Consider the following 21,882-nt stretch of genomic DNA (forward strand, 5'->3'; position numbering starts at 1 on the left):
GAGTAAATATTTTGTTTAAAATCACAAGGAAAGTCAGCAGAGTCGAAATCACACTCGAAGTTAAAAAGCTCGGGGAAGACTACCTGCTGACCCTTACCGGCGGGAAAGAGCATGCAGGTGCAATTTCGGTCGGGCTTTTTGATGAAAACAGCAGGAGAGCCAGTTCTTCCGTGCTCACGCTGCCAGGACATAGGGAAGAACAGCTTGCCCTGGACAGTGCAAGACGAGTGAGTAAGGCAACAGGAAAAACATCGGTAGTTGTTGTCGGAATCCATGTAGATAATATTAATCCCGAAGGGATAAGGGAAATAGTCTCAGCCGCAGAGGAAATGGTTGGAAACTTCATTGCCTCCTGTGAAAAAAATGATATGACAGCAAGGAGAAGCTAATAATGGAAATAACTGTAGGTATCAGCGGAGCTTCAGGGGTACAGTATGGGATCCGCCTTCTTGAAGTGCTGGCGCAAAAAGGAATTAAGACCCATCTTGTGTTGACCGAAGCTGCAAAACAGATAATCGAGATCGAAACTGATTACTTACCCATTGAAGTGGAAAGACTTGCAACCTGGAATTATTCCCAGAAAGACTTTTCAGCACCCATAGCCAGCGGCTCTTACAAAACTGCAGGAATGGTCATTGCTCCATGCAGTATGAAGACTCTCGGGGCAGTTGCAAACGGGATATCTGACACCCTGATAACACGGGCTGCAGACGTCTGCCTGAAAGAAGAGAGAAAACTTATCCTTATGACAAGGGAAACCCCCCTGAACCTTATCCATCTTGAGAACATGCTGAAGGCTAAACGGGCAGGCGCAAGCATCCTCCCGGCATGTCCGGGCTTCTATTCCCGACCGAAAACCCTGGACGAACTCATAGACACCATGGCTGGCAGGGCGCTTGACCTTTTAGGAATTGAAAACGACATTTATCAGCGCTGGGAGTGAGAAAGGGGCTGAGGATCAGGGGGAAATCCCGGCACAAACCCGGGAAGTTAAGTAAGTAAATCAAGAATCGAAGTAGGTAAAGCTGGAAGTTTTAATCCGTAAATTAAGATTACAGGCGCATGTTCTAACGAAAGCTATATAAAGGATAATCTCCTTTGAGAGGAGGTACCCCTTGGGATAGTAGGGTAGCTTGGTCCATCCTCGAGCGTTTGGGACGCTTGGACCGCGGTTCAAATCCGCGCTATCCCATTTCTTTATCATCTTTTTTGTAAATCCTGCACCGGAAATTACTGAATAATACTTTTTACTATTGTTTAATAGTTTTTATGGTTTAGTTAACGGTTTTTACGGTTGCTTAACAGTTTTTTATTACTTTGATTTACAGAATAAAAGATATTAATTCAAATAATTACAATTAAAAAATAATAATTATTGTGTAATATCTTTATAAATGAAGGATAATTTTAATACAGAAAACACGCTATCTTATTTTAAGCGTGAGTGAATAACTCCGCATAACTGACTGATTTAGAATCATTTTAATACAGAAACTGATTACTTATTTTAGGTGTGAATAAGTACTCCCTGGAACTCACCATTTAAAATTATACTATGTGAGCCATTTTATGTAGGGGTAAAATATCATGAAACAGACTCTTGAAACATTAAAAGAAAAGATAGCTGAAAATACCCTGACATCCGACGACATCTTTGCATTTACGGATAGGCTGAAAGAAAGTATGCGGGAAGGAGCCCCGATTGTCAGGAACGTCTCGCCTGCAAACATCACCCTGCTCGAGATATACGCTTTTGCCCTGCGGAAGATGGAGATGACAGAAGAGGATAAGGGAAGCGAACTGAGGGCTGGAGACTGGAGAGACAGTATCGATGACTTCAGCCAGCTCAAATATTTTGTAGATGAACTGCAGCAAAGCGAGCTCGTCAACCATGTTGCCTGGAACGTTCATGCAAATGTGATTTATGATATCCCTGATCCCGGTGCATATAAGAGATATGTATACTGGAAGATGAAGTCGGTCCTCGATAACATGCAACTTTTTGAGCAGCTTTGAGCTGAAAAAACGAAGGGACGAAATCCAATAAAAGAATAAAAAGAAGGAAGAATAAGCACAAAAGAAGAGGCATATGCCTGCGCTTTATCAGACAGGCATGTGCTAAGAAATTTTTCCTTAAAAAACAGAATCCGGATCACGATTCGGATCGGGTCTCGTGCTTGTTTCACTATTTCAGTTTTTATTTCAGTTTTTATTTCTATTTTTATTTCTTATTCATTATTTTCTTTACTTATTCTCCTGCTTTTTGTTTCATATTTTTTAGCGGTGCCTTACAACGCAATTTGAAAGCCCGAGAATCTCTACAATATCACTGTTATCAGGACTGTGGATTATCATCTGCCCTTTCTTAAGGTAGGGAATCCTGCGTTCGTACTCTTTAGGGACTTTTAAAGATGAGATTGCAGTATCATTGTTGAGGTTAAGGATCAGTTTTGTATTCACCTGTTTGAAAACAGTGTCATCGATATCCTGAGGGTCCTGCGTGATCAAAAATAGTCCTAACGCTTCTTTTCTTCCCTGACGGGCTGCATCTGCGAAACGTGAGATAATAAGGCGGGCATGTTCCCCGTTTGCACTGGAAAGATAGCGATGGGCCTCATCAAGCGCCAAGATGATCGGAGTTTCTTTGATGGCATCAATACCTGTGGTATTGAGTTTATTGTCAACAATCAGGCTCATAATTGTGAGCACTATGAGATCCCTGATTCTGGGAGAACTTATGTACTCGGTCGGGAAAACCGAAATCTGCCCAGGCTTGAAGATTTTGTCTACGATGTCGGTGATTGGAGTCGCGTCCTGGTCAAAGACCTTCGGGAAAAACCGACTACTTACTCTCCTCACAATTCCATCATAAGAAGATTCATGCAGTTTTCCGCTGTCAACATAGTAGGAACGTGTACCTTCATTTTCAATATGGTTAATGAAGTTCAGGTAGGTATGTGGAACGCTTGATTTGAAAAAATCCCCCAGAAGCACTTCAAGTCCTATGTACTGAAGTTCTGACATCCCGGCTGCCGATATCAACCAGGAGTTGTGCTTCACAAGGGAAAAAGGAATTGTGAATTCGATCTGTTCTGCCCTTGACTTATCTCCGGGATATTTCTGCCCTTCAACCTTTGCAACAAAAGCCTTTGTTGACTGAACCCTGCCGTAAGTGACATTTTCGGACTCAAACCTGAATTTGTCCTCTTCTGCAAGGGTTTCGTTGTCCTCGAAAATCTGGGAATACTCATCCTGAGGGTCCATAATTACCAGGCATGGATTTTTTCTGGCTTTATCAGGAGAGTTCCGCAGCCTGTACCTGTTGCTTTCAGTCATGAACTGGCGAAGGATGTTTTTCGAGAGGAAAGTTTTTCCAGTTCCGGTGCTCCCGCAGATCAGCATGTGCCTGAAAATAAGGGGATCTCCCATAGAATAATCATTTCTGAGGTAATAAGCGACTGTTTCGGGCTCTGAGTGAGTCTTTACAAGTTCGCCTCCAACGCTGAGGTGCCCAAGGAAAACTCCTTCTTCCGGAATGTTCAGCCCTGTCTGGACTTCAAGCCTATCCGTAACAGGCAGGATAGGAGTGTTCGGGCGGGGAATTCTGTCTGCCATCCTGCGTGTGAGTGCACTGTCTGCTTTTTTCCGGTACAGGATACAGAGGGGGTCAAGGCAGGCAAGGAACTTGTAGTCTGCTTCGTTTATAGGGCTTGCCCGGGCGTTCAACATGCGCCTTGAGTGGATTTCAGTTGCATCGTCCACTGCAAACTCCTGCCTGTACTGAAGTTTTCCTACCCTTGCAAAGAGCTTTTCTCCGCCCTCGTAAGGCACGACAACATATGTCCCGAGTCTTATCTCGCTCCTGCGGGCAGACGCGATATATCCTGTAATCGTAGCTCCTGAATGGGTTATCTCCAGAGGCTCTATGCCTGTTGTGACAATTCCGAAGGCTTCATCCAGAGCTGGAGTAACTCTGGAGGCTCCGAGATCATATTCATCAAATGCCTCAAAAGGAAGTTCGTCTTCTCCGGAAATCCTGGAAACGGAAGAGCTATCAGGGAAAAAAGAGGAGACTGGTTCCGGAGCAACCCTAGAAATACTGGAAAGAGCCTGAGAGACTGTATTTGAGATAATATTTAGAGAGTTATGGGAATTATCTTCCATAAGGGCTTCAGATGAAAGAGCATCCGTGAGAGCTTCAGCTGGAAGAGTATTCTTGAGAGCTTCAGATGAAGAAACAGGGAATTCTTCAAAAGCTGGCAGCAAGTCCGGACCGGAGGCTTCCGTAAGCAGATCCTTTTCCAGGTTTTTCTTTTCCAGATCCTTCGCCTTATTCCCGGAACTTTCATTTGGGCCTGCATTTTCGTTTGATCCGGTATCCTTTTCAGGAGCATAAGTAAGTTTTGGCTTATTGGAAATAAAAGCCAGAATATCGGCATCTTCATATTTCATTGATTTTACCCCACCGGGTGTCATTATAAGAGGTATCAGGACTCATATTTTCAAAGAATTTATCGATCTCTTCTCTCTCCACTTTCCTGATTTTTGCGAGGTGGTCTGCCTTTGTGAGAGTAAGGGGAAAACCATGCAAAGAAAGGTCAAAGAGCACTTTTTTGGTAATCTGCATGCGCAGGAAATCATCCTTAATAAGCCCATAAGGAGCTTCAACCTTAAAAACCACATCCGTGGAAGGCACGTAAAGCATGAAGAAACAGAGGGCATAATCCTCAGGCAAAAACTTGTGCCTGAGCTTTTGCTGGAACGTGTCCGCGGCCGCAAGTGGGGAAGTCCCGTTAAGCATCTTTTCGTAAAACCTGTTGGGTTGCAAAAACCAGCTGGTGTAAGTGATGTAAGTATTTCTGGAACCGTTATATTTGCCGTCTTTCCCGTTAATTTTCGAATTCCTTCCATCATGCCCCTGCTCTGGTGTGCTATCAACTTTGTAAGGGGAGAGAAGGTTTCGGAAAAACTGGGCGTCAAGCATCCAGGGCAGGTCAAAGCCTTCCCTTTTCTTTCGGACACCATCCATAATCTGCCTGTCAGTCGGATTTTTTACAAAACCTATCACAGGACTCCTCTTTTCCAGAAAATGATCCATAATATCAATGTAATTCTGGAGGATTTTTCGGGCATTATCGTTCTGCCGGATTTGCACTTCCTCGTCATCCAGCACCATCCAGTACATAAGCTGTTTAGGATAAATAGGCCCGTCTATTATGAAAAAACTCTTCGTTTCTAACAGGTCCTTCATGAAAAGCATGTGCTCGGATTCTGCCAGATACATGGCAAAGCTGTGCACCATGTCGGGAGCCTTTCTTTTCAGCTCATCCGGAGCAATTGTGACCAGTTTTGCCCTTCCAAGCCCTTCATCAAAGGTCTCCCAGCCTGATGTTGCCCGCATTGCTATCCTCTGCGAAGAAGAATAAGCAGCACAAACAATAGTCCTGCACCTCTGGATATCAAGATCTGTAGGCGTTGCAGCCAGCCCGCAGTGGCAAAAATCCACAAAAAGCCCGCTGTCATAAGTCTTCGGGTTCGTGCTCCCGCTGTCACAGGCATAAGTAACGGGATAGGGGTCATCTCCCTGTGCCATCAGCTCAGTCCTGACCATCCCCCGAAAGAGCCTGTCCACAGCCTTAAGGATTACCTTCCCGTCAATCTTTAATTCCTCAAGCAAAGAATAGATGTCAGCCGCCGTTTTCGACTCATCAAGCTCAAATGAACGGTCAATCCTCTCTGCAAGCTCCGAGATCTTATGCATATGCACGGGCTCAAGGGTCATAAACAGAAGATACTTTAAGGAGTGATATATAATTGTTGAGTGGAGAAAAATAAAAAGCAGCCGCTTTCCTGGAAAAAACAGGTGTAGTGTGCCGATTTTTCTGTAAAAGTACGAATCTCAAGAAGTTCACGGGTAGAAAAATCCATATCCGAAGAACTTACTTACACTCGATACATAAAAATTTGAATCAGAATTTACAGCAAATTCGCGGCGTTGCCGTTAAGTGTTATCCTCTTTTATTTTGTGTCTCAGTTTGCTGAACAGGAAAATCTTTTCATGGTTCTCTTAACTGCAGTATTGATATCCAGAATTTCAATAGCTGTTGCCAAGGGTCTGGTTTCAATACATAAGTATAAATAACTAATTTTAGTGTGTACTTTTATTTTTTTATTAATGATCCTTTATTATTCTATTATTTTTTATCTTACTTTTTTCTCAAGTAGCTTCGCTCTCTTAAACGAACTAATGTAAAAACAGCCTCATAAAGCTATATTTTCAATTAAAATACGAATTTATAGTATTAATTTTTAGTAAAATCGTAATATAACTTATGTTATATTTTGATGATTTGGGTATAAAAGCTTAATAAGATTAATTTCAATTGTTCCATATCACATTGCAAAAATGTGAGGAGGGATTCAAACTAAATTTCCAGAGTCGGCTTGAACCCCTGAACGCCCGAAGGCAAGGTTATGGTTAGCTTTGATAATGCTTATGGTTTGCGTAATCTTGCCTCTGGAGTAAATTGGATGAGGTAAAGAAAGAATGAAGAATAAACTGAAATCAATTACATTATTATTAATTGCAATATGTTTGGTTTCAAATGCAAGCGCTGGAACTGGAGACGACAGTGATTCGTCAAGTCCAGAGGTTGGCATTGAATGGGTTACAGATTATAGTTGGCCATATAGTGATCTTCCTAACAGTGACAATTCAGCAGAAGACTTTTACAACACTTTGGGAAATGCCGGATGGACTAAGAAATTTAATATGGGTAATAGTTATGCAAGTGACGCCCATTTTGAACATAGTGGAGTAAATGGAGTAGATTCCAGCTATGTTGATGGTGCAGATATTGTATTTTATCAGGGACATGGAGAAGATGATTCCCTTCATCTTGCTACTTACACCAAACGTGTCATCTATGAAAACGAAATCAAATGGGGAGATTATGATCTAGAATGGATTGCTTTGCACTCATGCAGTTCTACAGCAGAGCCGTCGAACTTTATACAGGGTAATGGACCAGAGTATGGATTCAACGGTGTTCATCTGGTCTGTGGTTTCTACACAACCGCATTGAATTATGCCGAAGACGGAGGAAATTTTGCAGACAGACTCCTTAATGGAGAAACGGTAAAAGATGCATGGTTCCATGCGATTGATGAAACGCATGGCAGTGGTCGTAGTCTTCGTGTGATTGGTGAAAGTAGTAACTGTCGGTATGACCACATTTGGGGAGAAGGTTCTGTTATATCAGATCCCACAGTTGATGGAACAACTTACTACTGGGATTTTGATTGTACTTAAGTAGGTGGTACAAATGAAAAGAAATCAATTACTCATGTTAGGCATTACAATCATATTGATGGCATCCGCTTCAAGCGTGGCAATGTATATAAATCAAGATACTGAAAGTCTTTTACCTCGTGAAGAGGGAACAAATGGGGCCAAATTCATACTTAACACCGAACTCCCAAAAATTGAAAATTCATATGCAATATATACAGTCGTTACACCAGATATCACAATGGACTACGTAACAGAAATTGCAGAAATTTTTGGGGTATCTGGAACCCCAGAAACTGTTAGTGAATCAACTGGAGAAATTAGGGTAACAGATAATACAAAAAATTTAAGGGAACAGGTTTCAGTCTATAAGTATTCTAATTCAATCGTTTATGAAATACCTGAAAAAAAATATGGGGGCGTTATAGAATCGCAGCCTGATTTACCCTCTGAAGATGAAGCAAAAAAGATCGCAAACGAATATCTTTTAAGTAGAGATTTGCTTCCTGATCATGTAAAAGTTGAAAGTGTGAAATCTTGTGTAAGATTTGGGGTAATACAAGCAGGTGTAAAAGAACCTGTTGAATCATATGATGTTACACTTGGAGTCACGTACTCCCGAGATATTGATGGGATTCCAGTATATGGAGATGAATTCACAGTATACTTAGGAGATAAAGGAGAAGTTGTTGGTGTTACAAAAACACTAAGAGAAATTATTAAAACTGGGAATACAAGTATCAAATCACCAACTGAAGCATATAATGATTTAGTTGCAGGAAATACCGACCTTCCAGCACTTGAGATGCAAATAGACGAAATTACCATAGATAACATATCAATTGGATACTTGATGCAGCCTCGCATTTATGAACAGAAATCTGTGATTCCAGTTTATGTTTTTGAAGGTATTGCGAAAGGCAACGGCAAGGAAGTCCCATACAAAGAATTTGTTTCAGCAGTTTAATATAGAGTATTAATGAAGTGAGGTTCAAACGAACCATCACACTTCTTACTTTTTTGCAAAACAATCAGTTTTTAAGATTAAAGTGTTTAAAACCTGGCTTTGGTAGTTATATAGAAATAAGTGCTCTCTATTTTTGTGTTATTCGATCCAATGAACATCACAAAACAGAAGCATTCCCTACAATTCCTAACAAGAATATACGTGTTCCTATCGGATCGATCCTTGCCGTTCAACTCTTTTATGAAACTTAATAACCGCACAAACAATTGTCCTGCACCTCTGGACATCAAGATCGGTAGGAGTTGCAGCCAGCCCGCAGTGGCAAAAATCCACAAAAAGCCCGCTGTCAGGCTGTCTCAAAACTCGACTCATTTCTACAATTGGATAATTGGCATTGTTGGGTTTAAATGAAGATCGGAAATTATTCTGAAATTCAGGTATATATTTACCTTAAAGTCTAATTTTTTAACCCATTTGTAGAATCAAATGTAGTTTTGAGACAACCTGCTGTCATAAGTCTTCGGGTTCGTGCTCCCGCTGTCACAGGCATAAGTAACAGGATACGGGTCCTCGCCCTGTGCCATCAGCTCGGGCCTGACCATCCCCCGAAAGAGACTGTCCACAGCCTTCAGGATTACCTTCCCGTCAATCTTCAACTCCTCAAGCAGAAAATAAATATCAGCCGCCGTTTTTGACTCATCAAGCTCAAATGAACGGTCAATCCTCTCTGCAAGCTCCGAGATCTTATGCATATGCACGGGCTCAAGGGTCATGGATAAAAGATACTTTAAGGAGTGATATATATTTGTTGAGTGGAAGCCGGAATTGGCGGCAGATTTCCTGGAAAACAGGTGCTGGAAATAAGAAATACAACTGTTTTTTAGGAAGAATCCTCTCAAATGATAGAGAAAGAAGATAGAAAACAGAAATCACAAGCTAACTACAATTAGAGGGTTATTTTAGTACGCAGTCCCCCCAAAAAGAAATACTTTTAAAAGATTCCCAGCTTTAATTCTCAATCGTCACTGAAAAAGAAAAAAACTCTATCAGTAATTGTCGGACGGCCTGTTTAGGGTGAGGTGGCCGCCCGCAATTTAATTTTTTGGTTTTATCTATATTTCCTCAGTACAGCAAGCCCGATCAGGAGGGTTCCTGAAAAACCTATCAGGAAGGAGGGGATTTTTGGAGGATTTCTTACGACTTCTACTGATGCTCTTGCCTGAATGTAGGGTTTGATATCTTTGGATATGAATACGTCTGGAGTTTCGAGATGGGGGTTAATTCCCAGCAAGGAAGAGACGGTGTATTTTCTTGGAGAGATATTGCCGAATATCTGATTTCCTGAGCTGGATTTCAAGCCTGACCCGTATGAGTTTTCGGCGGAGATTCTCAGTTTTTTCTGGGCTATACCTGCAAGGCCCTCGTCATTTTCATAGGCACCTGCAAGGAGGAGGTAGTCTCCGGGAGGAAGTTCGAAGCTTTTTAGGGAAAGGGTGCTCTGGTTTTTTTCGCCTATACTTATCATGCCGTTGCCTTTTCCGATAAGGGCCTGGATATTGCTCTCAAGTTCTCCTTTTCCGGTTTCGGACTCAGATTCTATCAAGCTGGTTTCTAAACTTCTGATAATATCGATCCCGTTCACGATAGGCCTGATTCCGGTATTCATCGAGCCTGGATTTGTGCCTTCATATGTTGTATAGGCATCTTCCCTTATCAGTACAGCCCAGTAAGTATAATTCTTCTGAGCAGGTGCATTCTTCAGGTTCAGATTGACTTCAAAACTTTCGCCTTCTTCGAGGGTATACGGAACTCCGGCTTCCAGTTCGTATTTGAGAACTTCGAAATAGTTCGCTAAAAGAATATCTTTTTCCGATTCGGGCTTTTCGGTTTCGTTTCCTGCGAGGGTTATAAGGACCCAGTAACTGCCAGCAGGAAGAGGACCAACAGTTAGGGGAGATAAGTCTCCGTATTTGTTCAAAGTCGCAGGTATCTGGATGTAAGATTCTGTATTATTATTGAAGACATCTTCAAGAGTAATCGTGCTTTCATTTATGCCGTTTGAAATGCCATTTTCAGGAAGAAACGGGCTTTTTTCCTTAACAAGATATATGTCAATGCTCTGCTGTCCGAGAGTTTCAGGCCCTCTATAGATTATCTTCACGCTCTCGTTTACAGTATAAAATGAACGAAAAGAATAGGGATATGATTGTATGAATTTCAGATTGTTCCAGCTACTGCCCTCTGCTTTTATCTCAGGTATTACCGACTCGTTTCCTGCGCTGTATGTCCAGTTGTATACTTTTATTTCAGGGCTCACTTCCCCACTTTCCAGAGATTTTGTGCCGTTGTATGCTTCGGTTTTTGATTCAGTTTTCGCTCCGGTACTTTTTTCATTACATGCATCTGTTTTTTGTTCAGAGTTAACTTTGGAGCTTTCCTTACAATCTACTCCGGTACTGGCATCTGTTTTTTGTTTCTGGCCATCTACTACATTACTTGCATCTGTGTTTTGTTCCGGATCATCTACTACATTACTTTCATCTGTTTTTTGTTCCTGATCATCTACTACGTCACTTGAATTTGTTTTTTGTTCGGGGACATCTACTACATTACTTTCATCTGTTTTTTGTTCCTGATCATCTACTACGTCACTTGAATTTGTTTTTTGTTCGGGGACATCTACTACGTTACTTGAATTTGTTTTTTGTTCCTGATCATCTACTACGTCACTTGAATTTGTGTTTTGTTCGGGGACATCTACTACGTTACTTGAATTTGTGTTTTGGTTCGGGTCATCTACTACGTCACTTGAATTTGTGTTTTGTTCGGGGACATCTACTACGTTACTTGAATTTGTGTTTTGGTTCGGGTCATCTACTACGTCACTTGAATTTGTTTTTTGTTCCGGATCATCTACTACGTCACTTGAATTTGTTTTTTGTTCCGGATCATCTACTACGTCACTTGAATTTGTGTTTTGGTTCGGGTCATCTGCTCCGGTACTTGAATTTGTTTTTTGTTCCGGATCATCTACTACGTCACTTGAATTTGTTTTTTGTTCCGGATCATCTACTACGTCACTTGAATTTGTGTTTTGGTTCGGGTCATCTGCTCCGGCACTTGAATTTGTGTTTTGGTAGGTTACATCAACTACGTTACTTGCATTTGTGTTTTGTTCGGAGATATCTACTACATCACTTGTATGGCTTTTTGTGCTGTTATCTGCTCCTGTAGCTGATACCGAAATTATTGAAAAAACAAGAATTAATAAAATCCAGGTTACTCTCCATTTTCTACCAGATATTCCTCTACATATCCCTGATTTTTTCTTCAATCACTACACCCCTTAATTCTCTCTTTTCGACGTAAGTTTGGGTTTTACGTTCATTTTCAAAGTTTCATCTTGATTGAAATCCAGTTTGTTTAGAATTTGATTATTTAGAATCTTTGTACCCACTTGTCGTATAATAATGGAAATCGGCTAAGAGCCTATCCGAAAAGTGTTGTGACCTACCGTAACTTTCACAATATGCAATATTCACAAACGGGAAGGATACTCGGATATTATAGATGTACTGTAACTTTTGAACATGCATTACTGACTTTTCGGATAGGCTCTAAGGTTTTTTGATAATCGTCCGTAACTTGGTTACAGTTGGTTACGGGTTCTTATAAAAATATATCTTTTTGTTACAGTTACAGTAAAAACAAACCAGTCCTTTGGTCGTCCACTGATACAGGATTGGTGTTTTCAGAATAGAATACCAAACGCGACTTTTGATTGCGTTTTGATGCCTTTGCAACACGATGGCTCTACAAAAGCCAAACTCACGGAAAAAAATAAAGATAGATGTTATTACGATGACTGTGAAATAATAACAAAGGAATACAAATAGACGACCTACGTTTTGTTTTTTTGGCTTACTCCCACATAATTTTTGGAACAGTAATGCATAAATCAATAGCAGTGGAAAACAATATCAATCGGGTCTTTTTCAAATGTGCGGGTTTTCTCTAAGAATAAAAAGTTGTTAAGTAGTACACTTTTTTGCGAGAACTAACTTATTCCTATATGATCTGGAGGCAGTGTGCTTAATTTTCTGTAAAATTTACTCTCTACCCCTTACTCTTCTTTTTTGATTACTGTTCCATTACTATATACTTGTTTCCTGTGATCCAGTCTTCATTTATATCAATTAGTATTGAGACTACCAGTCTCAATACTGAGTCTTGGTTAGGAAATGCTCCAACTACCTTGCTTCTTCTTTTGAGTTCCTTGTTGGTCCTCTCCATCATATTTGTTGTCCTTATTTTTTTCCAGTGTTTTTCTGGAAACTGCATATAGTTCATTACATCATACTGAAAACTTTCAAGGGTATCAGCTGCGCCTTCATACCCCATACTATCCAGTTCCATAATCAGGTCATTCAACTTCTGACGGTCTACTAATGCTTCTTTTATCTTCTCAGCCACTTCTTTCTGCTTCTTTTTTGGCACTTTCTTGAGAACTTGTCTTGCCAGATGTACATGGCACATCTGCCAACTTGATCCAATAAAGGATTCTCTTACTGCTTTCTGTATTCCTTTATGGCCATCAGAAATAATTAACTTGACACCTCTTAACCCTCTTTTTTTCAGATCATCGAATAGATCTTCCCAGAACATAGAGGCTTCACTGTCTGCTAATCTTGTTCCAAGAATTTCACGGTAACCGTCATCCCTGATCCCAGCAACTACAAAGAGAGCTTTGTTTTCGTAATGAAGCCCATCTCTTACCTTGAAATAAGTCGCATCGATAAGCAAGTAAGGGATTTCATGTTCTATTGGCTTTGAGAGAAATTCTTCAACCTTCTCATCCAGTTCTTTTGTAATCCTGGAAACAGAAGAGGCTGAAATTTCTCCTACTCCTAATGCAGTCATGACCTTTTTCACCCTTCGGGTGGAAACTCCTTGAAGGTAAGATTCAGCTACAGCGGTTAAGATGGCCTTTTCAACTCTTGAATATTTCTCAAAAACCTGAGTTTCAAAGGGAAACTCACGGAATTGAGGCTTTAATAATTCGAGTTTCCCATGCTTGGTCAGGAGAGTTCGGGGTTTGTAGCCATTTCTACTAGCTTTACGTGAATCTGTCCTCTCATAACGTTGTGCACCAGCTTGGAGGAGGGCTTCCTCCTCCATTACAAGGTTTAAAAACCAGGTAATTAGCTGGCGAATTCCATCTTCCTGATCGACAAGATAATCTTTTATGAGTGGGAATAAATTAACCATTGACTCTGCATCCTCTTTTTTTTGTGGTGAAAGGAAAAGGATACAGAGTCAATCATATTTTACAGAACTTTCGGTACACTGCCGATCTGGACTAACTTAGTTCACAAACACACACTTTAAGCACCCTGTAAAATTGAGAAAGTAAACCGATTGGTAACTTTATGATTTTTTTGAATCATCATGGATATAAATAATATAATCGCTATAGTGATTATTATGTCAGAAACTACAACCATACAGATATCAAAAGATACCCGGGACGAGTTAAAAACCATTGGAAAAATGGGTGATGACTACAATACAGTTATACGAAAATTGATCCACGAACACAACTGCAATAAACTTATAGACGAAGGCGATAGGCTCATAAAAGAACATCGTGACGAGTTCGTGAGCATCGATGACCTTTAAAGTTCTGATCCACCCCAAGGTCTTCGAAAAGGTTCCTGTAGATCATAGGGATCAAATAAAAGAGGCCCTTCGAGAACTAAAAGACCCCTTGCCAGGGGGAAACAAAAAAGAAGTAAAAGGAAGTCACAAAACGGTCTATCGGCTTCGTGCAGGTGATTTTCGCATTTTATACGAAATTGATTTTGAACGAAGCGAGGTTCTTGTTTTTAATATAATAACGGCTGAACAGGCGCATAAGAAGTACAACCGTTTTAAATAACCCTCAAAACTTTTTTCTCACTTACCCTTTCTTAGTTTTCCTATAAAACGCGCTCTCAATATATTCAGCTAATATATCTGTAAAAGTATATTCCGTTGAATTAAAGAGGATCAAACAACAATGAAACTGCTCACATGGAATATCAATCATCGTACATTCAATAGAAAGACTCCATATCACATGGCTAAGGCGATTGCCTCACTGGCACCTGATGTCATTGTGCTTACAGAATATGTCCCTGGCTCGTCACATCAAAGATTCATTGAACAACTTTACTCATATGGATTCACACATCATGTTATGTCGAAGCGAGTACTCAAAGAAAATCAAGTTTTCATCGCTGCGAATACAACACTTGAATGCGGAAAAATCTTAGCGCCGACGAATATTGAAAAATCAGTTCCTTCCAATGCATTGCATATTCTTCTACCTTGGAGGGTTTCGACATTCTTGGCATGCGTGTGCCCGATTTCAGTAATCAACCCATAATCACCCCCACATTCAAACGCCAATGCTGGGACTGGATTTTGAAGATCGCAGCAGATAATAGGGATCACCCGTTCGTGATCATGGGGGATTTCAATACTGACCCTGGCGACTCGCGAGCAAAGTGTGGTGATCGGCTAAGCAAACTAGTGGACGAAGGCTGGCAACATGCAATGCCAAAATTAGGTGCCAGTTACTGGGCCATTAAAAATGGTAGTGAAAGGCGACTCGACCATGCTTTCATCAGCAGGCATTTTGACGTTCTTGATGCAAAGTACATCATAGAGTCAGGTAGCTATGTATTCGCAGGAAAGAAATCTGAAGCAATGTCAGATCACGCAATCCTGTTAATAGAAATTAATATTAAGCCGGGGGATCAACTGTAAGAATCTCCTGGATCAAGCTCTGAATATGGACAACTTGTTTGTGTATTCAGATAGTATGTATTCGCAACTTTTCTCTCAACTGTTCAATTGAAAGTTTGGCTTTATGCAACATCGAATGACAATTGGGGCATACGGGTCTTAAATCATTGATAGGATCCACTCGATATTCTTCATTAATTTCATTTAAAGGTTTTAAATGATGTACATGAATATATTCGGTTCCTATTTCCCCATATACTTCTTCAAAATCGAACCCGCAAACACTACATTTAAATCCATAGTTATTAAGACATTCTTTTCTGGCAGTTGGATTTCGTTCATAAGCATTCACTATGACTTGTTTTTTTGCTCCTTCAAATAAATTAGCACTTTCTTTTTGGGGAATCTCCTCTGCCATTTCTAATTCTGTATTACTATAATTTGGAACAGGAATACTTTGTAATCCAAGTTCGTATTTTATATAATACAACAATTTATCTGAATGTGTTGATTGACTTTTATAATTTAACCACTTATATTTATTTGCTACTTTCTCAATATATCTAAAATGAATTTCTCTTATTAAAGGCCAAATCTCTTTATCCTCATTTGAAGGTATGTAATATCCATTATGTGATGGAACCGCTTTATACTCAGAATAATCTCCAGTTTCCCATTTCCATAGACTACTATCTTCTAATATCTGAGCATCCTTTATCTCATTTAATGACTGTTTATCAAGAGCCATCCATATACCGTTTTTATGAATTGTGAGAACAATAAGATTGCCAACAAGGAGACGAACACCTTCATTATAGTAATATGCGCCCCACTTGTTATTACCATATGAATTGGCTTTGTTGAGTGATTCGAGAAATAAGCGCAAGCAAATTTTTCTATATTCATCGTTGGGAAAAAGTGATATAATTGCTTCCTTAAGTTTATCAATATTAAGATCAGTCATAATTCCTCCAAAATAGTCAATCCATTTTGGCATACATGTCAATACATCAGCTCAAGCATATCTGAACCTTACCAAATTTTCCACCAAGGTTTATTTATTTTCGTATTTTCAGGTAATAGCTTCATATTCAATTTACTGTTTTCCTGAATTAAGCTCTGAATATGTACTGCCTGTTTTTGTGTAACTTCGTTTAGCTGGCTTATATAGCATCTTTCCGGCTTAATTGGTCGCTCATTCATTCTCAGGTATTCTATTCGTTCCCTTAATCCCTGTGATACAAGTAAATCATTATCGAGGGGCTTGACCCACTCTGTTTACGGACTGGCTTGTGTGCCGTTGTATCCTTAGTTCCCACATTTTAAGCGCATATAATCATTATTACAAATATATGATCTCAATTGATGCCGATTTTGAAATCCAGTCAGAAAAATCATGCGCTTATTTTTTAAGTGCATAATCCAACATCGGATGACCTTTATGCACCTAAAAATGCGGAACGTAGGTTGTATGTATCTGCATCATTGCTTCCAATTTGAGTGAAATACGCGGAAACCTATTTTATCACTTTCTCAAAAAATTTATATCAGATGGTTTTCATACAGGAAAGTATGGGAATTGAAATCAGCATAAAGGCAGGCGCAGACGCAGCAACTTCGAGTGTCAGCGCTTCGGGAAGTGTACAGCACATCATCACAGACAAAGAGAGAAAGACATTCGGCATTGAAGACGCAGGTCTCAAGAATGCAGTTGGAAAATATTTCGGAAAGAACCCGAATGATGCATATCTTCACAGCCCCACCCCCTGGGATGACCTTTACAAAACATATGGATGGGCTGAGGTTCAGACAATACTGGACGTCAAGAGTTCAATAGTAACCGGGATTACCTCAGAACCAGTTATAGTGGCAACCAAGAAATTCGTCAACAGCAGCACAAAGGTAGCCATTTTCGATGCCAGCATTTCAGACCAGGTCAACGATACCACGGAGAGTAACTGGTCTGAGACGGACACAATCGAAGTAGGGCAGACGATTACTTATGAAGTCAGCTTCCTGGGAGCCGGAGGAGGGGGAGAAACATCAATGTCTTACAGCCATTCCTGGGGGCAGGGAGGTTCTGAGAGCAAAAGCATTACAGTCGGTTCAAGTTCGGGAGTTACTGTTCAGTTAAATCCAGGAGAGTCGGTTGAAGCTGTACTGACAGCAAGCAGAGGTGTAATGAAAGTAAGGATTGTTTACCTGGCACATCTGACAGGTAGTTCTGCTGTCAATTATAACCCAACTTACAAAGACCACCATTTCTGGTCTCTTCCCATTACCGGTGTTATGGGCGCTGCCAGTCTTTCGACTACAAGAGAATTCACGGAAGATATCGAGATCGGCTACTACTCAGATGCAAAAATAGAACTCAGAGACACGGCAGGACAGTTAAAAGCAACATTTTTGGCAGCAAACAGACCCGCGGTTGAAAAAATAGCAATTAAAGCAGTGTAAAGCATATAAAGCGTAGACCATGCAGTGTATTAATAGACCGATTGATATATTAATAGATCAGATAGTACATAAATTAAGGGTCAGATAAAGAGGGCAAGCAGGAGGCAGGCAAACAGAGGGCTTTAGTCTTTTGCCGGAAGTTTATTCACCGGTTGGTTATACGCCAGTTGATTATGCATCGGTCTTCACCCCCAATTGCCCCTTATTACGGCATTAACCCTCGATGCTCAGTTTAATATTTAACCCACGTTAGTCGGTTTACTTTCATTTATTTCATCTCTTATCTCTGCTACTTTACCGCGAACATAACTATATTCATTTTTCAGTTTCTCGATGTCCACCGGGACAGTCTTCATCCTTGACTCTACCAGTTCTTTCATCTGTTCGTTTTCTATCTCATCAGATAACTTACAGCTTAAATCTTCCTTAACAACCTCTATCTCTTCGATATATTCATTGAATTTGTCGACAAAGTCCTCCATCTTTAACTCTCTAGCCACAGTTTGCAGACTCTCTAATTCATCTATCAGAGCATTTGCGTTATTATCCAGATTGTTCATTTTCTGTTCTAACTTAGTTAATCTAGACAGTATATTCTGTTCATCTAATTCAGACAATGAATTCCCCCTTAAATTGTCAAATATTGCCGCATAAATGGCATATAAAATAAAATCGAAATGCTTTGCCCTTTCCTCAGCAGGCAATTAACCTCATTCGAAAAAGCAGTCCTCGAGTTCTAGATCTGTATTCTACAGTCCCTGATAGAAAATGAATTGTAAGTCAAGTTTACTTCTTCAGTTAATGATTGATGGATTTAATTATCATGCTCTTCCCCCAAAAAGAGCCATTTATTAATATTGAATTTCCCGGTATTATAATTTAAGGAGAAATAAATTCTCGTTCCCATCCATTCTTCCTTCTATTATTTTGCATTCATCATCGCGAAGTAATTTGAAGAGTTTAAAGAACTGTTTTTTGGTCTTTCGGGAAACCTTAATTTAAAAAAAGGATTATACTATAATAGGAGAAATATAAAACTGAATTAAAATAATCAGGGAAAAATTAAAATCTCAGGATTCTACGCCTATGGGGGGAAGGCACAGGAATTACGAGGAAAAGCTGATAGCACCGGAACGGGCAGCTGAGCTTATGGAAGAAGACTGGAAACGGGCAGACCTGCACGTGCACACAACCTGTTCTTTTGACGTGCTTCCGGCAGATGATTTGAATCCCGAGAGTCTCTACAAAAAGTCTCTTGAGATGGGCATGGATTTTGTGACATTTACTGACCACGATACAATGGAGGCATATGAAATTCTCGGATGGGACCGTGAAAAGCTTGTCCCTGGAGTTGAGATGACCATATATGACCCGGAACTTGCAGGACATACTTTGCATGTCAATGTTTTCGAGCTTGACCGGGAGGAATTTTCAGAACTCAGAGAAATAGCAATAATAGAACACAACCTCAAAAGTTTTATAGGATACCTCAAGCGGCACAAACTTCCTTTTGTTTATAATCACCCTTTCTGGTTTGAGTTCCACCGGCAACCAAACCCTTCTGCAGTGCCGAAACTGGCAAAGCTCTTTCCTGTACTTGAATATAATATGCATGAGCTCAAGCAGAAAAACGAACTTACGATAGCTCTTGCAGAGAGGTTTGGTAAAAGCATTGTTGCGACAACGGACACTCATTCCGGAAAACTGGGGCAGGTATATACCCTTGCAAAAGGAGACAGCTTCAGGGAATATTTCAGGAATATAGAAAAGGGAAGAAATTACATCGTTCCCGAAGACCTTACAAGAAAGCTCCTGATCGAAGAGATGAATACCTGGATAGATCTGATATTCGAAAAAAGCCAGAAGAACCGGGATATAAAAAGTTACCTTACAGGAATAAAGTCCCTGGATGCAATGGTAAAAATTTCGAGGAGCGCTCTTTTAAACTATTCTCCAAAACTTAACCGGACAGCTATGAACCTGTTCTATATGATCTCAAACACAGGGCTTCCGGCTTCATTCTATATTCATTCGGAAAAGAGTTTTGCAAAAGAAATCGAAAAAAAAATTGAGATCAAAAATCGAAATTGAAGCACATTTTTTTCTCTTCCAGTTTTTTCTTTTTCCGGCTCGATTGAGATCCGGCACCTGAAAAACCGTCCACATATGAATCTGTTTTTTAAAAAAATATAAAAAAATCAAAAGGTTTATATCGCGAATTGTTTAGTTTATTTAACATAAAAAACAACGATTTAGTATGATTTTTAATTATCTGGATCATTAATGTTGTTAAAAAATGCAAACAAAGCTAAAGAGAAAAGCACATTAAGGTTGTCACTATCTTTCTTACTCATAATTCACGCATAGTACCGCCCGCAGCCTTTGTGGTTTAGAGGAGAACAGGATAACAATAAGCGGGAGAACAATGATTTTTTCAAAATAACCGGAACCTTTGGCGCTATTCATTAAATCAAGAAGAAAAAACTTGGGACAAGACGAGGCAGCAGGATGAAACAGGGGAAAGATTTCACGGAGTCAGGATTAAACAAAGGGTTGAAACAATGGCTGATTTTTGTAGTACTGATGATTCTTTTTTGCTCAAACATATATCCAGCAGGAGCAGCAGAACCTGAGGATTCTGGAGAAAATCTTACGCCCTCAAACGGCGGGATATTTGACAGGATTATAACGTATATAAAAGGCCTGCTGGGAGAAGAAGAAAAACTACAGGGCCCTGAAGCAATTTCCGAAGCAGCAGTCACGGGTATGCAGCAGTCAGCAGATTCTGAAGTATCAATCCTGAAAATTGCAACTCCAAGCATAGTAAAATCTGCATCATTTCTCGGAGACTCAAATCTGGGAGTTTTTGCTCATCTTTCAAACCCGCCCCTCATGAAAATGGACTCCGATGGGCACCTTGAAGGTCAGCTTGCCAAAAGCTATGAGGTCTCGGAAAATAACACCTGCTGGACCTTTTACCTTAGAGACAACCTCTACTGGAGCGATGGAGAACCTGTGACTCCGGAAGATGTCGAGTTTTCAATTCGCTATTACGGGAAAGAAACACCCTCCGCCAGATGGATAAATGATACTCTAGAAAGTTCGGCTGTTTCGGACACAAACAATTCCGTGACCTTCAAATTTAACAAGCCTTACACCCGTATTGACCTGGAATTTGCGACCTATAATATCCTCCCTGCCCATATCTGGGAAACAATTGAAAACCCGGTGGAGTACACAAATAACGGTCCTTATGTTGGCTGCGGTTCTTACTATCTAAAGCTAATAGACTTTAACGCCGGAAAGCTTGTTTTTGAGAAAAACCCTTATTGGAAAGGTAAAGCTCCGGAATCTGAAACTGTAGAGGTCCATTTTTACTCAAGTGCGGATGTTGCCACCCTTGCCCTTAAAAACGGAGATGTTGATACTTATTACAAATATGCCGGATCATACCCTTATTCCGGCATTGAGCAGCTCGAGAAAACCGGAGATTTTGACTTTCTGGAAAAAACAGATATCGGGCTTGTCTTCCTCGCCCCGAACCTGAAGATAGCTCCTTTTTCAGACCCGGAATTCAGAGAAGCCCTTGCCTATACCATAAATTATGAAGAGATCGCGAGGCTTGAGACTCTTGGGTACGGGGAAGTTCCGAATCGCGGCTTTGTGCCGCCTTCCATGGAAGCTTTCAAGGAAACCGAAAAGCTTGAGTACAACCCCGAAAAAGCCAGAGAAATTCTGAAAAAAGCAGGATATTCGGACAACAATGGAAATGGAATTCTGGAAGGAAAAGACGGAAAAGACGTTAAGCTTGAAATCCTTATTCGGCCAGAGTATGCCCGCACAGGTGAACTTATTGAAGAATATCTGGAAGAGGTGGGCCTTGCCGCAGACCTGAGAACTGCAGATGCGGACACCTGGGTTGCTCTCAAGGACAATTACAAATACGATCTTACAGTAACCCGCTCTACCCCCTGGGGCATGCTCATGCACGCAAGCTGGGGGAGCGGCTATTTTGATTCCAGACGGACAGGCCAAGGGGTTCTGCATAACCTGAATGACCCCGAGTTCCTGAGTCTCTGCGATGATATTCTCGCAACCACGGACCCTCAAGAAATTCAGGATTACGCATACGAGCTTCAGGACTACTATGCACAGAACCTGCCTGCAATTCCCCTCTACTGGAGCAGCGTGGTTACCCCGTATAATATGCACTTCGAAGGATGGTACACTGACCCTCTGTACGGGATCTATAATCAGGACAACTTTGTAAATGTTAGGAAAATAGAGGCATAGAAGACAGGAAAAAAATCGGAAAAGAAACAGTAAAAAAGGAAAATTGAAAAGAGAAATAGTAAAAAATAGAAACCGGAAAAATAAG

The 21,882-nt window shown here is 40.5% G+C and carries 18 protein-coding genes, 1 tRNA gene and 1 pseudogene; 12 read left to right on the forward strand and 8 right to left on the reverse strand.

The window, feature by feature from the left end; genetic code table 11:
- Positions 1-11: 11 nt before the first annotated feature.
- The 4 genes from lpdD to ACZ5A8_RS18495 all read left to right on the forward strand — a co-directional run bounded on the left by lpdD (position 12) and on the right by ACZ5A8_RS18495 (position 2,016).
- A complete protein-coding gene (gene lpdD, locus ACZ5A8_RS18480; protein WP_464530817.1) occupies positions 12-389 on the forward strand; it encodes a prenylated flavin chaperone LpdD in 378 nt (125 codons plus the stop codon).
- 2 nt (positions 390-391) lie between these two features.
- Entirely contained in the window at positions 392-943 is a 552-nt protein-coding gene (locus ACZ5A8_RS18485) for a UbiX family flavin prenyltransferase (RefSeq protein WP_322225402.1), read from the forward strand.
- A 174-nt stretch (positions 944-1,117) separates the two neighbouring features.
- Positions 1,118-1,192 (forward strand) — tRNA-Pro (locus ACZ5A8_RS18490).
- Positions 1,193-1,587: 395 nt separating this feature from the next.
- Positions 1,588-2,016 carry a hypothetical protein gene (locus tag ACZ5A8_RS18495; protein WP_229390053.1) on the forward strand — a complete coding sequence of 143 codons (429 nt, stop codon included), beginning with the start codon at positions 1,588-1,590 and terminating at the stop codon, positions 2,014-2,016.
- Between the two features lie 261 nt (positions 2,017-2,277).
- Here the strand turns inward: ACZ5A8_RS18495 and ACZ5A8_RS18500 are convergent, their stop codons facing one another.
- Positions 2,278-4,452, reverse strand: a complete 2,175-nt coding sequence (locus ACZ5A8_RS18500) for an ATP-binding protein (protein WP_464530818.1) — start codon at positions 4,450-4,452, stop codon at positions 2,278-2,280.
- On the reverse strand, positions 4,442-5,782 hold the full coding sequence (locus tag ACZ5A8_RS18505; protein WP_464530820.1) for a DNA double-strand break repair nuclease NurA: 1,341 nt from the start codon (positions 5,780-5,782) through the stop codon (positions 4,442-4,444). The genes ACZ5A8_RS18500 and ACZ5A8_RS18505 overlap by 11 nt, the downstream gene beginning before the upstream one ends.
- A 765-nt stretch (positions 5,783-6,547) precedes the next feature.
- Here ACZ5A8_RS18505 and ACZ5A8_RS18510 point away from each other — a divergent pair.
- Both ACZ5A8_RS18510 and ACZ5A8_RS18515 read left to right on the forward strand, forming a co-directional pair.
- The gene (locus ACZ5A8_RS18510) at positions 6,548-7,312 is read left to right on the forward strand and encodes a DUF6345 domain-containing protein (protein ID WP_464530821.1); all 765 of its coding nucleotides are present in this window, start codon (positions 6,548-6,550) and stop codon (positions 7,310-7,312) included.
- A gap of 13 nt (positions 7,313-7,325) precedes the next feature.
- A complete protein-coding gene (locus ACZ5A8_RS18515; protein ID WP_464530823.1) occupies positions 7,326-8,258 on the forward strand; it encodes a hypothetical protein in 933 nt (310 codons plus the stop codon).
- 207 nt (positions 8,259-8,465) lie between these two features.
- Here the strand turns inward: ACZ5A8_RS18515 and ACZ5A8_RS18520 are convergent, their stop codons facing one another.
- The 4 genes and pseudogenes from ACZ5A8_RS18520 to ACZ5A8_RS18535 all read right to left on the reverse strand — a co-directional run bounded on the left by ACZ5A8_RS18520 (position 8,466) and on the right by ACZ5A8_RS18535 (position 13,578).
- Entirely contained in the window at positions 8,466-8,618 is a 153-nt protein-coding gene (locus ACZ5A8_RS18520; protein ID WP_464534268.1) for a hypothetical protein, read from the reverse strand.
- Between the two features lie 122 nt (positions 8,619-8,740).
- Positions 8,741-9,031, reverse strand: a complete 291-nt coding sequence (locus ACZ5A8_RS18525; protein WP_464530824.1) for a hypothetical protein — start codon at positions 9,029-9,031, stop codon at positions 8,741-8,743.
- A 335-nt stretch (positions 9,032-9,366) separates the two neighbouring features.
- The gene (locus ACZ5A8_RS18530) at positions 9,367-11,592 is read right to left on the reverse strand and encodes a TIGR04279 domain-containing protein (protein ID WP_464530825.1); all 2,226 of its coding nucleotides are present in this window, start codon (positions 11,590-11,592) and stop codon (positions 9,367-9,369) included.
- 806 nt (positions 11,593-12,398) lie between these two features.
- A pseudogene (locus ACZ5A8_RS18535) lies at positions 12,399-13,578 on the reverse strand (IS256 family transposase).
- A 164-nt stretch (positions 13,579-13,742) separates the two neighbouring features.
- On the opposite strand from ACZ5A8_RS18535, the gene ACZ5A8_RS18540 reads away from it, so the two are divergent.
- The 3 genes from ACZ5A8_RS18540 to ACZ5A8_RS18550 all read left to right on the forward strand — a co-directional run bounded on the left by ACZ5A8_RS18540 (position 13,743) and on the right by ACZ5A8_RS18550 (position 15,068).
- A complete protein-coding gene (locus ACZ5A8_RS18540; protein WP_464530827.1) occupies positions 13,743-13,937 on the forward strand; it encodes a hypothetical protein in 195 nt (64 codons plus the stop codon).
- Entirely contained in the window at positions 13,927-14,196 is a 270-nt protein-coding gene (locus tag ACZ5A8_RS18545) for a type II toxin-antitoxin system RelE family toxin (protein WP_464530828.1), read from the forward strand. Before ACZ5A8_RS18540 ends, ACZ5A8_RS18545 begins: the two co-directional genes overlap by 11 nt.
- A 527-nt stretch (positions 14,197-14,723) precedes the next feature.
- The gene (locus ACZ5A8_RS18550; protein ID WP_464530829.1) at positions 14,724-15,068 is read left to right on the forward strand and encodes an endonuclease/exonuclease/phosphatase family protein; all 345 of its coding nucleotides are present in this window, start codon (positions 14,724-14,726) and stop codon (positions 15,066-15,068) included.
- Between the two features lie 46 nt (positions 15,069-15,114).
- On the opposite strand, the gene ACZ5A8_RS18555 is transcribed toward ACZ5A8_RS18550, so the two are convergent.
- Positions 15,115-16,011 carry an HNH endonuclease gene (locus ACZ5A8_RS18555; RefSeq protein WP_464530831.1) on the reverse strand — a complete coding sequence of 299 codons (897 nt, stop codon included), beginning with the start codon at positions 16,009-16,011 and terminating at the stop codon, positions 15,115-15,117.
- A gap of 608 nt (positions 16,012-16,619) precedes the next feature.
- Here ACZ5A8_RS18555 and ACZ5A8_RS18560 point away from each other — a divergent pair.
- Positions 16,620-17,504, forward strand: a complete 885-nt coding sequence (locus ACZ5A8_RS18560; RefSeq protein ID WP_464530832.1) for a follicular epithelium yolk protein subunit — start codon at positions 16,620-16,622, stop codon at positions 17,502-17,504.
- A 239-nt stretch (positions 17,505-17,743) separates the two neighbouring features.
- On the opposite strand, the gene ACZ5A8_RS18565 is transcribed toward ACZ5A8_RS18560, so the two are convergent.
- The gene (locus tag ACZ5A8_RS18565; protein WP_464530834.1) at positions 17,744-18,208 is read right to left on the reverse strand and encodes a hypothetical protein; all 465 of its coding nucleotides are present in this window, start codon (positions 18,206-18,208) and stop codon (positions 17,744-17,746) included.
- Positions 18,209-18,590: 382 nt separating this feature from the next.
- Between ACZ5A8_RS18565 and ACZ5A8_RS18570 the strand changes: the two genes are divergently transcribed.
- Both ACZ5A8_RS18570 and ACZ5A8_RS18575 read left to right on the forward strand, forming a co-directional pair.
- Positions 18,591-19,595 carry a PHP domain-containing protein gene (locus tag ACZ5A8_RS18570; protein WP_464530835.1) on the forward strand — a complete coding sequence of 335 codons (1,005 nt, stop codon included), beginning with the start codon at positions 18,591-18,593 and terminating at the stop codon, positions 19,593-19,595.
- Positions 19,596-20,012: 417 nt separating this feature from the next.
- Positions 20,013-21,797, forward strand: a complete 1,785-nt coding sequence (locus ACZ5A8_RS18575; protein WP_464530836.1) for an ABC transporter substrate-binding protein — start codon at positions 20,013-20,015, stop codon at positions 21,795-21,797.
- The last annotated feature ends 85 nt before the right edge of the window (positions 21,798-21,882 follow it).

It is taken from the genome of Methanosarcina subterranea (assembly GCF_055385895.1).